Origin of the sequence: Novosphingobium rhizovicinum (assembly GCF_040813635.1) — a bacterium.
Taxonomy (GTDB): Bacteria; Pseudomonadota; Alphaproteobacteria; order Sphingomonadales; family Sphingomonadaceae; genus Novosphingobium; species Novosphingobium rhizovicinum.
In genome coordinates, this window is sequence record NZ_JBFNXR010000047.1 from 1 (window position 1) to 13,394 (window position 13,394).

Annotated in this window: 9 protein-coding genes; 8 read left to right on the plus strand and 1 reads right to left on the minus strand. The window is 61.8% G+C overall.

Translation table 11 applies throughout. From position 1 onward, the window contains the following. The first annotated feature begins 65 nt into the window (after nt 1-65). The 6 genes from ABUH87_RS11505 (at nt 66) to ABUH87_RS11530 (ending at nt 10,812) form a co-directional block, all read left to right on the plus strand. Nucleotides 66-823 (plus strand): IS5 family transposase gene (locus ABUH87_RS11505; protein WP_367767727.1). Its coding sequence is split into 2 segments (ribosomal slippage): nt 66-399 and nt 399-823, totalling 759 coding nucleotides; the frame shifts between segments, so codons are not numbered across the junction. Between the two features lie 1,111 nt (nt 824-1,934). Beyond that, nucleotides 1,935-3,401 (plus strand): UbiA family prenyltransferase, encoded by a 1,467-nt coding sequence (locus ABUH87_RS11510; RefSeq protein WP_367773700.1) that lies wholly within the window; start codon nt 1,935-1,937, stop codon nt 3,399-3,401. Next, nucleotides 3,398-3,841: a GtrA family protein gene (locus tag ABUH87_RS11515; protein ID WP_367773703.1), complete on the plus strand. Its 444-nt coding sequence runs from the start codon at nt 3,398-3,400 to the stop codon at nt 3,839-3,841. The genes ABUH87_RS11510 and ABUH87_RS11515 overlap by 4 nt, the downstream gene beginning before the upstream one ends. After that, nucleotides 3,838-5,166, plus strand: a complete 1,329-nt coding sequence (locus ABUH87_RS11520) for an FAD-binding oxidoreductase (protein WP_367773707.1) — start codon at nt 3,838-3,840, stop codon at nt 5,164-5,166. Before ABUH87_RS11515 ends, ABUH87_RS11520 begins: the two co-directional genes overlap by 4 nt. Then, the gene (locus tag ABUH87_RS11525; RefSeq protein ID WP_367773709.1) at nt 5,163-5,903 is read left to right on the plus strand and encodes an SDR family oxidoreductase; all 741 of its coding nucleotides are present in this window, start codon (nt 5,163-5,165) and stop codon (nt 5,901-5,903) included. Before ABUH87_RS11520 ends, ABUH87_RS11525 begins: the two co-directional genes overlap by 4 nt. Nucleotides 5,904-6,069: 166 nt before the next feature. Further along, nucleotides 6,070-10,812, plus strand: coding sequence for an NAD-glutamate dehydrogenase (locus ABUH87_RS11530; RefSeq protein ID WP_367773712.1), 4,743 nt, complete (start codon nt 6,070-6,072; stop codon nt 10,810-10,812). A gap of 39 nt (nt 10,813-10,851) precedes the next feature. On the opposite strand, the gene ABUH87_RS11535 is transcribed toward ABUH87_RS11530, so the two are convergent. Further along, entirely contained in the window at nt 10,852-11,313 is a 462-nt protein-coding gene (locus ABUH87_RS11535; RefSeq protein ID WP_367773714.1) for an Lrp/AsnC family transcriptional regulator, read from the minus strand. Between the two features lie 106 nt (nt 11,314-11,419). On the opposite strand from ABUH87_RS11535, the gene phhA reads away from it, so the two are divergent. Both phhA and hppD read left to right on the plus strand, forming a co-directional pair. Next, complete coding sequence (gene phhA, locus ABUH87_RS11540; RefSeq protein ID WP_367773717.1) at nt 11,420-12,286, plus strand: phenylalanine 4-monooxygenase; 867 nt, start codon at nt 11,420-11,422, stop codon at nt 12,284-12,286. Further along, entirely contained in the window at nt 12,283-13,383 is a 1,101-nt protein-coding gene (gene hppD, locus ABUH87_RS11545) for a 4-hydroxyphenylpyruvate dioxygenase (protein ID WP_367773720.1), read from the plus strand. The genes phhA and hppD overlap by 4 nt, the downstream gene beginning before the upstream one ends. Nucleotides 13,384-13,394: the final 11 nt, after the last annotated feature.

The following is a 13,394-nucleotide window of genomic DNA, read 5'->3' on the forward strand; positions in this document are numbered from 1 at the left end:
CCTAGGCTCAGGACCCATTGATTGGTTGAGGGCAATGTGATTCAGGCTCCGCGAGGAGACTGATCATGAGCGACCTGTACTGGCTGACGGACGAGCAGATGGCGCGGCTTTCGCCATATTTCCCGAAGAGTCACGGCAAGCCGCGGGTGGATGATCGACGGGTTCTGAGCGGGATCATCTTCGTCAATAGCAACGGCTTGCGGTGGCGTGATGCGCCCAGGGAATACGGCCCGCACAAGACGCTCTACAACCGCTGGAAACGTTGGGGCGAGATGGGCGTGTTTGGCCGGATGATGGAAGGCCTTGCCGCCGAAAGAGCGGAGCCCAAGACCGTCATGATCGACGCGACCTATTTGAAAGCGCACCGCACGGCCTCGAGCCTGCGGGTAAAAAAGGGGACCTTGGGCGGCTGATCGGGCGCACCAAGGGCGGCATGAACACCAAGTTGCACGCAATCACCGACGCCAACGGTCGCCCCTTGAGCTTCTTCATCACCGCCGGCCAGATCAGCGATTATACCGGTGCGGCAGCTTTGCTGGACGACCTGCCCAAGGCACAGTGGATGCTGGCAGACCGGGGCTATGACGCCGAGTGGTTCAGGGATGCCCTCGGGCAGAAAGGTATCAAACCTTGCATTCCAGGCCGGAAATCCCGTTCTCTTCCCGTCCAATACGACAAGCGCCGATACAAGCGCCGCAACCGCATCGAGATCATGTTCGGCCGCCTCAAGGACTGGCGCCGCGTGGCAACCCGCTACGACCGATGCCCGACCGTCTTCTTCTCTGCCCTCGCTCTCGCGGCAACCGTCCTCTTCTGGCTCTGATCAACGAGTCCTGAGCCTAGCTTATGAAAGCAAGGATCGTCAGCCAAAAGAGTGCGGAGATGCATGCTGCGTCAAGCAGCGCAGCGGGAACGCTGAGTTTGCTCGACGAAAGCTCCGAATGGCTGTTCCGGGCGACAAGCCAACGGGCAGGAGCAGAGGCAAGGGGCATGTGTGGCATCCTCGATTTTTTCTTTGGTAACCGATTAACGAAAAGCTGCATTCTTCGGCGCCCCATCTGGCAGACCTTTCGATCCGAATTGGCTCGAGGAGAGTTTCAGTCTGTTTTCCTGGCCAGTGCCGATGGGCCAGAACATGCCGATTTGATCTGTCCGATACGGGTGCGAAACCCGCCGGGACATGACTGCAACAGCGCCGAACTCGCGCCGGCTCGCTTTGTACTCTCAATGTACTCTCAATCAGGGGGGCGCACGGCTTCCGCCGATTCCACTTTGGTGTACATCCTGACTTGTCTTGTTGCGGGATGATGGTCGTCGCCGGATCAGGGTGTTGGCTCACCAGATTTTTCGCACAGACAGTTTGCCACGGGTTCTGGTCTGCGGCGGTTGTCGTGAGCGTCAGCTTGCGCCTAGAGCATTTTTAAGCTGGCCGTTTGCGGTCAGCGGCTCGGAAAAGTGCAGCGACGGAAATCTGGAGCGTCTCCGTCCGATGGGAGGAATCTAGAGCGCCACGAATAGCCGCTGGGACGCGACTGCCAGGGCGCTTTCGCTCGCCAACACACTTAGGCTTGATGACGGAGCAGTTCTCCGTGCGGTGCTGCGCACCGGGCGACTTCTGGCATGCTGCTCACGCTCAAGAGGTGCTGCAGGGTTAACGATCTTTTGAGCATGATCACCGATAAGCTCACCCGAATATTGCTTTCCTGAGAGATGGCGACAGCATGGAATTGCCTGCGTGAGCCTTGGCTTCTTTCTTCGATCCTATCTTAACCACGCTTTGAGCTTGGGCTTCTTGCGTTTGCAGGACAGCGCCACCGGTGGGCGACCGTGAGTTTCGGCAGGTTTGCGCCGTGGGGAGCAAGGCGTAGTCCAGGCAATGCATATGTGCTGCCCGGCGGCGGCAGACTTCTCCGCGTTGCGAGGAGCGGCGCTTGATGTTGCTACAGGCCATTGCACCGGTTCCAGAGGACGGTACGTCGCGATCGCTACCCCAGATCCTGGCAGTTGATCTGGATGGCACATTGCTACGCTCGAACATGCTGCACGAGACGTTCTGGTCTGCATGGGGTGCAGACTGGCGCGTGCCCTTCCTGGCCGCCGCGCGGCTAAGGCACGGCAAGGCTCAGTTGAAGGCTCTGCTGACCGAGCGTGCATCTGTTGATTTCAGTGTGCTGCCCTACGATGCCGAGGTTCTGGCGTATATTCGCAGGTGGCGCGAAGACGGTGGTCGGGTGGCCCTCGTTACCGCGTCCGACCAACGCCTTGCCGATGGCGTTGCCCGACACCTTGGTCTGTTCGATGACGTGTTCGGCTCTGACGGCACCCGAAACCTGAAGGGGCGAGCGAAGGCTGAGTTTCTTGTCGATCGCTATGGAGCCGGCAGCTATGCTTACGTCGGCGATACTCATGCTGACGATGAAGTCTGGCGCCATTCCGGTCATGCTGTTGTAAAGAGTCGCTCTCGCCGGGTTCATGCGAAAGCCCGGGTGCATCGCAGTTTCGAAGTAATCCAGCCGCCGGTGAGTAGCGCTGCCGGCCTAGTGCGGGCCCTGCGCCCCCACCAGTGGCTCAAGAACCTGCTTGTTTTCCTGGCCATGCTGGGTGCCCATCAGTTCGACGGCGAGACCCTTCTGCGCGCGGTCGGTGCCTTTCTGGCATTCAGTCTTGTCGCGTCCAGCGTCTACTTGGTGAACGATCTGCTCGATCTGTCTGCGGATCGAGCCCACGTCCGCAAGTGCAAGCGGCCTTTCGCCTCGGGAGCGGCTGCCATTGAGTGGGGTTTGCCGCTCACCGTTCTGCTATTGGTCAGCGGCGCTGCCATCGCTGCGCTGCTTGGGCCGATGTTCATGCTGGTGCTTGCGATCTACTACATCACCACCACCGCGTATTCGCTTTCGTTGAAGCGGCACACGATTATCGATATTTGCGTGTTGGCTGGTCTCTACACGATCCGCGTCCTTGCGGGCGGTGTGGCGACTGGCATTCCGGTGTCCGTCTGGCTCCTGGCATTCTCTTTGTTCATCTTCTTCTCACTGGCTGCGGTGAAGCGTCAGGCGGAACTCGTCGACGCAGTGAAGGCGGGTAAATTGAAGATCCATGGTCGCGGCTATCATCCTGACGACCTGGCACTCGTCTCGCAGATGGCCGTCGGATCGGGCTTTGTATCGGTTCTGGTGGTAACCCTTTATCTGAGTGCCGACACCGTATTGCAGATATACCCGCGGGCTGAGCTGCTTTGGGGAGTGACACCGGTTCTGCTTTTCTGGATCAGCAGGGTGATCTTCAAGGCGCATCGTGGCGAGATGCACGACGATCCGATCGTTTTCGCGGCGAGGGATCGCGTGAGCATCGTTTGTGGAGCATTGATCCTGGCGTTCGCGGTGGGAGCGTCGCTGCCATGACACTTGCGGTGCTTGTTGCGCGGTATGCTCTCTTCGCCGTGATTGCGACCGTGGCGAACCTGGGTATCCAGCGTCTGGTGCTCCGCGCAGGGGAGGGGATGTCGTTTTACATCGCGGCCGTGTTTGCAGGCACCCTCGCGGGGTTGGTGATCAAGTATGCGCTGGACAAGCGGTGGATCTTTTTCGATCCGGGCACCGGGTTGCGAAACCACAGCCAGAAATTCACGCTCTACACCGCCATGGGAGTCGTCACGACGGCTGTTTTCTGGGCGACAGAGAGCCTCTTCTGGTTCGTCTGGCAAACGCAGTTCATGCGGGAGTTCGGTGCCGTCCTGGGGTTGGCGCTCGGATATCTGATCAAGTACCGGCTCGATCGGCGCTTTGTGTTCACTGATGCAGCCTTGCAGCAGGGATCGTCTGGCAAGGCGGTCACGCAGTGATCCTCTCCGGCTGGGGGCGCTATCCTCGCGCAGATTGCATGGTCCATCGCCCTCGAGACACTCATGATCTGAGTGCTTCTCTCGCAAGGGCCGAGGGCAGCGTCATCGCGCGCGGGAATGGGCGTGCCTACGGCGATAGTGCGCTCAATCGCGCTTGCACGATCGATATGCGGGGTTTCGACCGCATCCTGGCGTTCGATCCGCGAGCGGGACAGGTCGTGGCTGAGGCCGGCGTTCTGCTGGCGGACATCATACGCGTGTTCCTGCCGCGCGGCTGGTTTCCTGCCGTAACACCCGGAACCAAGTTCGTGACCGTAGGTGGAGCGATCGCGTCCGACGTGCATGGCAAGAACCATCATAAGGAAGGTTCATTCGGCGCCTTCCTTGATTGGCTCGACGTCCTCTGCCCCGATGGTGTGGTGCGCCGGGCCAGCGCGCGGCAAGAGAGCGAACTGTTCGCATGGACGGTGGGGGGCATGGGGCTCACCGGCGTCATCGTGCGGGCCGCCTTCCGGCTACGTCCGGTGGAGAGCGGCTGGATGCGGCAACTGACGCTCCCTGCCCCAAGCCTCTCCAAGGCCATGGAGCTTTTCGAGCAAGCTGGGGACGCCACCTATTCAGTGGCCTGGATCGACTGCCTTGCGAGTGGAAGTGCGGAAGGCCGTTCGCTCGTGATGTTGGGCGAGCATGCCGAACTGGATAACCTGCGGGGAAAGGAGCGGCAGGACCGCTGGGCCGAACGGTCGCGGCGGGAGCGATCTGTTCCCATCGACTTTCCGGCGCTCCTGCTGAATCGCTGGTCGGTGAGCGCCTTCAACCGGCTTTACTACGCGAATGGCCGTCGCAGGGCGGGCGAAACGCTCGTCGACTATGACAGCTACTTCTACCCGCTCGACGCGGTGCTCGAATGGAACCGTATCTATGGGCGCAAAGGATTTGCCCAATTCCAGTGCGTGCTTCCGCTGGAAGCTTCCGAGAAAGGCCTGGGCGCGCTGCTGACCGAAATCAGGCGCTCCGGGCAGGGGTCGTTCCTCGCTGTGTTGAAGCGCATGGGGGCGCAGCAGAGCCGCTTCTCGTTTCCTATGGAGGGCTACACGCTGGCTCTGGATTTCCCCTTTCGATCGTCGACTCCGAAGCTGTTCGCAGAGCTTGAGCGGATTGCCGTCGATCATGGCGGTCGTTTCTATCTGGCCAAGGACAGTCAGCTCACGCCTGAGTTGCTTCGCCAGTCCGATCCGCGGACGCAGCCCTTCACGGCTATGCGCGAGGCAGGCGGCGCTGCGGCCCGGTTCCAATCTCTACAGTCCGAAAGGCTGGCCCTATGAGCAAGTCCGTTCTCGTGATCGGCGCCCGTTCCGATATCGGCAGGGCAACGGCCCACGCCTTTGCCTCGCAAGGGTACATGGTCCAGCTTGCAGCCCGGAAGGCGGAAACCCTCGCCGACGATGCCAGGGATCTGGAAATCCGGCACCGTGTCGATGTGACGCTACACGAGCTCGATGCACTTGATCTCTCCAGCCATGAGGCATTCGTCGAAGGTTTGCCGGTGCTGCCGGACGTGGCCATCTGTGCGGTGGGGGCGATGGGCGATCAAAAACTCAGCGAGACTTCATGGCAAGACATGGCATCTGTGCTCCGAAGCAACTTCGAGGGGCCTGCAAGCCTGTTTGCAGTGCTGGCAAATCGCATGGTCGCACGTGGTTCCGGCACTCTCATAGGCATCAGTTCGGTTGCCGGTGTGCGCGGGCGAGCTACCAACTACGTCTATGGTTCTGCCAAGGCGGGTTTCAGTGCGTATCTTTCGGGCCTGCGCAATCGTCTCGCCCGTGATAAAACTGGCGTACATGTCGTGACCGTGTTGCCTGGCTTCGTCGACACTCAGATGACCCGAGGCATGGACCTTCCTGCAAGACTGACTGCGCAGCCTGTTGAAGTCGGAAAAGCCATCGTCGAGGCAGTCCGCAAGGGGCGCAACGTCGTATATGTACGGCCGATCTGGCAAGGGATCATGCTGGTGATCCGGCACATTCCGGAGTTCCTCTTCAAGAAGCTGAGCCTCTGACAATCGTCAGGGCGCCCGCTCCCCGTGTCTGAGGCCCGCCTCGGCCCGCATGCGCGGCGTGCCCCAAGCACGTGGCTGTGCGTTCGGCACTGAGCGCCTATATCGGTGTTTCGATCAAGCCGGGAAGCGGCGGGCGTGACATGTCGCGGACCTTGTGGAGAGATTGATGACCGCAGAAACCAAGGCCAAACCCCATAATGACAGTTCGGGCCTGCCGGGAGGGTTGGAAGCCGAGATTGCTGCGCGAATAACAGAGTCACGGCTCCCGGGCGAAGGCGATCTCGACGCCCAATGGACGCACGATGCTGCGGCCTTCGTACTCTCCGCAGCGCGACAACGGCAGCCAGGTGAGCCGGTGATAGAGATCGCCTCTGCCAGTGAGGGTCGTCGTTTTCTTCGGATCGCCTTGATCAACGACGATATGCCATTTCTGGTGGACTCCATCGCAGCAGCTATCACTGCGATGGATGTCGCGATCGACCAACTCGTGCATCCGGTTATCGCGGTTCGAAGGAACGAGACCGGTGAACTGGTAGACTTGCCTGCGCGAAATAGTGCGGATGCCAAGCCGGAGTCCATGATCTACATCGAGACGGTGCGGGTCGATGCTCGACAGCGGCGGGCACTGGCGCAGTCGCTTGGCGCGACCCTTGCGGACGTGCGTGCTGCCGTGTCGGATTGGCCACGCATGGTTTCGCTTTTGCAAGAAGATGCGGACCGGATCGATGATGAGGAGAGCGCAGAACTGCTGCGCTGGTTCGCGGCTGGCAGCCTCACCCAACTCGGCCACGTCACACGCAAGCGCGATGGTAGTCACTCACAACTGCTCGGTATCTGCAGGAGGGGGGCGAAGGCCATCCTCGCAGACCAAAGCTACGAACGCGCCTTCGCTGCATTCGATGATGATCTCGCCAACGGAAGAGGGCGCAAGCCGATCATCATCAAAGCCAATCGGATCGCAACCGTTCACCGGCGCGTCCCGCTAGACCTGTTCCTGGTGCCGGTGGTGCAGGGAAATGCGGTCACGGCGGTTTCGGTCCATGTAGGGCTTTGGACAAGCGCCGCGCTGAACGCCGCACCGGATCGGGTTCCCCGGCTGCGTCAGCAATTGCAGGCTTTGAGCGAGCGGTTCGGAGTTGACCCGAACGGGCACACGGGCAAGGCGCTGCGCCACGCGTTGACGGCTCTGCCGCACGATTTGCTCGTCAGCTTCAGCGATGTCGATGTCGAGCGGGTCGCAACTACGATGACGAGCCTGGTGGACCGGCCCCGCCCTCGGCTGCTGCTGGTCGAGGCGCCATTGGCCCGCCACGTGCTCGCTTTCGTGTGGCTGCCGCGCGACCAGCTGTCCACACAGATGCGGGGGCGGATACAAGCCCTGATAGAGCGTACGGCAGGCGTGGAAGTTCTCGACTGGAGCATGCAGGTCGAGGCAGGCACGCTGACGATGCTTCGCTACGTTCTCGACACGCGCGAGGCCGAGACCCTTCCCGACGAAGGAGAACTGGACCAGCAGCTGCGCATCTTGTTGCGCGGCTGGGGTGAGGCAGTGGAGGCCGCGATTGTCGCGCATGGAGAGGGTACGCGCGCGCCAGCCATTGCGGCGCGCTATGCCGACGCGTTCCCGATGTCTTATCGCAGCGACTATGGCGCGGTGGAAGCTGCCATCGACATTCGCCACCTGCGCCGTCTGGCAGGGAGCGAGGCGGAGGTCCAATCCGGGCCGCACCGCTGGCGAGACGTGCGGCTCTATCGCATGTCCAACGATGCGCCCGAGCGGCTGCGTCTGAAAATCTACCAGAACGAGGGCGCACTGCCCCTGTCGGACGCGGTTCCCGCGCTGGAGAACTTCGGCTTCCGGGTTCTGGAGGAGATACCCACTCCGCTGAATCAGGGGCGGATGGGCACGATCCATGACTTCCTTCTCGAAATGCCGACCGGGGAAGCAGCAGAGCCATTGCTGGAGCGTGCCGATGGTATCGAGGCGGCCTTCGCAGCGGTCCTGAATGGCGCCGCAGAGAATGACACCTTCAACCGCCTGGTGATCAGTGCGGGACTTTGCGCGGGGGAGGTGGAATGGCTGCGGGCGTTCTACCGGTATTTGCGCCAGGCGGGGGTCAGCTACACGATCTACACTGTCGTTGACGCCTTGGGCCGCGCGCCTGCGATCACTTATGGTCTGGTTACGCTGTTCCGGGCTCGTCACGATCCCGATTTCTCGAGAGACCGGGATATCGCAGAGCAGGAGGCCTCAGATTCTATCAGGACCGGGCTTGCTGGTGTTGCGGCGATCAACGACGATCGTGTGCTGCGCCTGTATCGCAGCCTGATCGATGCGATCTTGCGCACCAATGCCTTTGCACCGGCGGCGGACGAGGCTTTGGCCTTCAAGATTGATTCTGCCCTGGTTCCGGGCCTGCCGAAGCCCGTGCCGTGGCGGGAGATCTTCGTCTACTCGCGTCGCGTAGAGGGCATTCACTTGCGAGCCGGGCCCGTGGCTCGCGGCGGTCTGCGCTGGTCCGACCGGCGCGATGACTTCCGCACCGAAATCCTCGGGCTGATGAAGGCGCAGCGGGTCAAGAACGCAGTCATCGTTCCGACTGGTGCGAAGGGCGGCTTCTACCCCAAGCTGCTTCCCGATCCGCAAAAGGATCGCGCCGCTTGGGCTGCCGAAGGGCAGGCCTCTTACGAGATCTTCATCCGTACACTTCTCTCGGTGACCGACAACATCGTGGATGGGGCGGTCGTTCATCCCGAAGGCGTCGTCATTCGCGATGGCGAGGACCCCTACTTCGTCGTGGCCGCCGACAAGGGAACGGCCCGCTTCTCCGATGTTGCCAACGCGATCGCCGAGAAGCGCGACTTCTGGCTCGACGACGCGTTCGCCAGCGGCGGGTCCAAGGGATACGATCACAAGGCGATGGGAATTACCGCCAGGGGGGCATGGATTTCGGTCCAACGGCACTTCCTGGAACTGGGCGTCGATGTTCAGACCGAGACGGTGCGCGTTGCGGGTTGCGGTGACATGTCGGGCGACGTGTTCGGCAATGGCATGCTGCTCTCGCAAGCGATCCAGCTTGTCGCCGCGTTCGATCACCGGCACATCTTCATCGACCCCGCTCCCGATCCGGCGAAAAGCTGGGCCGAACGCAAGCGGCTCTTTGAAGCGCCGGTCTCCAGCTGGGAGGATTACGACAAGTCTCTGATCTCCAAAGGCGGCGGTGTCTTTTCGCGCAGCATGAAGCGCATCCCGCTTACGGACGAGATGCGCAAGGTGCTCGGCGTCGATGCGAAAGAACTGGAGCCAGAGGCGCTGATTGCTGCGATACTTCGAGCGCCTGTGGACCTGCTGTGGTTCGGTGGCATCGGCACGTACCTAAAGTCCTCGGCGGAAAACAACGCTGCGGTGGGAGATCCGACCAACGATCCGCTTCGCGTCGACGGGGCTGCGGTTCGGGCCCGTGTCATCGGTGAGGGCGCGAACCTGGGCGTGACACAGGCAGGCCGCATCGAGTTCGCGCAGCGCGGCGGGCGGATCAACACCGACTTCATCGACAACTCCGCTGGCGTTGATTGCTCCGACAACGAGGTCAACATCAAGATCGCGCTCGCCGCAGCAAAGCGGGCGGGCAAATTGACCGAGCCCAAGCGGGTGGCGCTGTTGCGCGACATGACGGAAGAGGTCGCGGCGATCGTTCTGGAGGATAATCGCCTCCAGGCCCTCGCCCTTTCGATAGCCGAACGGGGTGGCAGCGCTGCCATTCCTTCGTACATCCGCGTGATTGAGGCGCTGGAGGAGGCAGGCAGCCTGGACCGCCGGACGGAGGGCCTTGCCGATTCAGAAACCCTGACGCGGCGGACCATGGATGGGCAGGGGCTGACTCGACCGGAACTCGCGGTTCTGCTCTCGAGCGCCAAGCTCATGCTCCAGGACGCGATCGAGAACAGCCCGCTTGCGTCCGATCCCAGCATGGAAGGCGTGCTGCTTAATGCATTCCCGCAGCCCATGCAGGCCAAGTTTGCGCAGTTCATCAAGGGGCACCGGCTCGCACCGCAGATCATCGCAACCAAGCTGGCGAACCAGATCGTCAATCGCCTCGGGGTGATCCATCCGTTCGAGCTTGCCGAAGAGGAAGGGGCGACTCTCGGGCAAGTTGCGTCTGCTTTCGCGTTGGCCGATCGCCTGTTCGGTCTCGACGCCCTCTGGGAGCGGATCGAGCGAACCGAGATGTCCGAAACCGCTCGCCTGGCGCTGTTCGACAAGATCGCTCATTCCGTCCGTGGGCATATGGCCGATCTGGTGCGCGTGGGTGCCGGCAACCTGACACCGGACGCGCTTGCCGAACACCTGAGCGAGAATGTCGCCGCGCTTGCGAAGGACACGCGTGAATTGTTGGGCGAAAGTGCGTGCGAACACTCCCGTCGGATCAGCGCGGCGCTGATGGACGAGGGCGTTCCCGAAGCGGAAGCCTCTGCCGTCACGCACCTTTACGAGCTCGACGGCGTGGTCGGTCTGGCCGCTTTGGCCAAGGTCACGCGCATCTCGCCGAGGCAGCTCGTCGCGGCGTTCACGCGCCTGGGGTCGGCGCTTGGGCTCGATTGGGCGCAGACCAGCGCTGCCGTCATGAGCCCCTCCGATCCTTGGGAGCGGTTGCTGGTCGCTGGCGTCGCGCGTGACTTCCAGCAGATGCGCCTGGAGTTTCTGGCAGAGCTGGCGAAGAGCGCACCGGATCGGAACGACCCTGTCGCTGCGGTAGAAGGCTGGATCGCCGGGCATGAGACTGCGATCCGCACCTTCCGCGCTATGGTCGAACGCGCAGAGAGATCCGTTCCACCCGCTCCGGCCATGCTGGCCCAGATCGCCAGTCAGGCGCGCAACTTGTTGTCGCGCAAGGGCGACGAAGCCTGAAGTTCACGAGCCGCTGCCAGCCAAACAGACTGGCAGCGATTACTCCAGCGGCAGCGCGCGTGTTTTCTTGATGGTGTCCAGCACGATGACGGACTGCACATCGCGCACTCCGGGCGTGCGCACGATCGACTTGAGAGTGATCTGCCCCAGATGCTCCACATCCCGCGCGATCACGTGGAGCAGATAGTCACGGTCCCCTGTGACCGCATGACAAGCGATCACGTAAGGATTGTCAGCGATGGCCTGCTCGAACCCGGCGATGTTCTCATCGCTATGCGCGTCCAGGTTCACGAGCACGTAAGCGTCTAGCGCGAAGCCCAGCTTGCGTTCGTCCAGAAGAGGATCGTAGCCGCGGATCAGCCCCTCATCCTCCAGCCGCTTGAGCCTGCGACTCACGGGCGTGGCCGACAAAGCAACGCGTTCTGCTATGGTCGCCACGGGCATGCGGGCATCCTCCTGAAGGGCAGCGATGATCCTGCGATCAAACTCATCCAGATGCATCAATCACCTACGTAGCCGCGAAACCCGAGGATAATCCACTACTCTGGCCGGTTTGGAACGCCAAGTCCGCACGGAACTGAACGCGGAGATCTGGCATTATCCTCTCATGAAGACCCCCGTGACCTCGACAAGCACGAGCGGGCTTCGGGGAGAGTACGACGGCGCGGCGGAGGACTTCACTGTTCCTCAGGATTGGCAACGCTATCCCCCCGAAGCACACGAGCGCTGGCGCCGCCTTTACACGGCGCAGAGCGGTCTTGCGCGCCGCTACGCTGCGTCGCAGTTTGTCGAGGGCTTGGAGCGGCTCGATTGTGCCGCGGGCATCCCGCGCTTCGCCGATGCCAATGAGGTGCTTCGCGCCGCAACTGGATGGGAACTGGTAGCGGTTCCCGGCTACATCCCGGACGCCATTTTCTTCCAGCACCTTGCGCATCGCCGCTTCCCGGTGACCCGCTGGCTGCGAGAGGAGCATGAGCTTGATTATCTGGTGGAGCCGGATGTCTTTCACGACTTCTTTGGCCATGTGCCGATGCTGCTCGACCCGCGTGTTGCCGACTTCCTTGAGCTTTACGGCAAAGCGGGCGAGCGGGCGATGGAGATGGGCGCGCTCGATATGCTGGCGCGCATCTACTGGTACACGGTTGAATTCGGGCTGGTAAGGCAGGGCGACGCTCTTAAAGTCTTTGGCGCCGGCATCGTCTCTTCCGCGGGAGAGACGGTCTATGCCATCGAGGACCGGGAGGTTCTGCGGCTTCCGTTCGATCCGGTCCGCATCATGCGAACCGCCTACTCCATCGACAGCTTCCAACAAAACTACTTCGTTCTGGAGAGCCTCGATCAGCTGATCGACGGGCTCGTTCAGCTCGATTTCGGCCCCATTTACGAGCGCTGGCGCGGAGAGACGCCGCTGCCCGCCGGACAGGCGTTGCCCGGCGAACGGACGCTCGATGCCTTCGGAGAACCCCTGACATGAGCGATCTTTTCGAGAACCCCATCGGCCTCGACGGCTTTGAATTCGTTGAATTCTCCGCGCCTGAGAAGGGCATGCTGGAGCCGGTCTTTACCGCCATGGGGTTCACCCGCATCGCCCGTCACCGCAGCAAGGACGTAGAGCTGTGGCGGCAAGGCGACATCAACTTCATCACCAACTACGAACCACACTCTCCTGCCTGGTTCTTCAGCCGTGAGCATGGCCCCAGCGCCTGTGGAATGGGCTTTCGCGTGCGAGATGCCCACAAGGCCTACGCCGAATTGCTGGCGCGCTCGGCCGAGCCGGTGCAGGTGGAGACCGGGCCGATGGAGCTTCGCCTGCCTGGCATCCGCGGCATCGGCAACTCGATCATCTACCTGATCGACCGGTATGAGCGGAACGGCGACGGTGCCCTGTCGATCTACGACATCGATTTCGAATATCTGCCTGGCGTCGATCGGCACCCCAAGGGCGCCGGCCTCAAGCTGATCGATCACTTGACGCACAACGTCTATGGCGGCCGCATGGCTTATTGGGCGGACTATTACGAGAAGCTCTTCAACTTCCGAGAGATCCGCTACTTCGACATCAAGGGTGAGTACACCGGACTCACCTCAAAAGCGCTGACGGCGCCGGACGGCAAGATCCGCATCCCGCTGAATGAAGAGTCCGATGGCGGCAAAGGTCAGATCGAGGAGTTCCTTCGCCAGTTTAACGGAGAGGGCATCCAGCACATCGCACTGATCTCGGACGATCTCGTTGCGACGTGGGATCACCTCAAGCGACTGGGCGTCCCCTTCATGACCGCGCCGCCGCAGACTTACTATGAGATGCTGGACGAGCGCCTGCCTGGACACGGCCAGCCCGTGAGCGAGCTGCAGGCCCGCGGTATCCTTCTCGACGGTTCGACCGAGGGCGGACAAAAGCGGCTTCTGCTCCAGATTTTCGCCGAAGCGAACGTCGGGCCTGTGTTCTTTGAGTTCATTGAGCGGCAGGGCGACGAAGGTTTTGGCGAAGGCAACTTCAAGGCCCTGTTCGAGAGCATGGAGCGCGACCAAGTGCGCCGCGGTGTGTTGAAGGTGGATGAGCCGGTCGCTTGACCGTGCGGGAA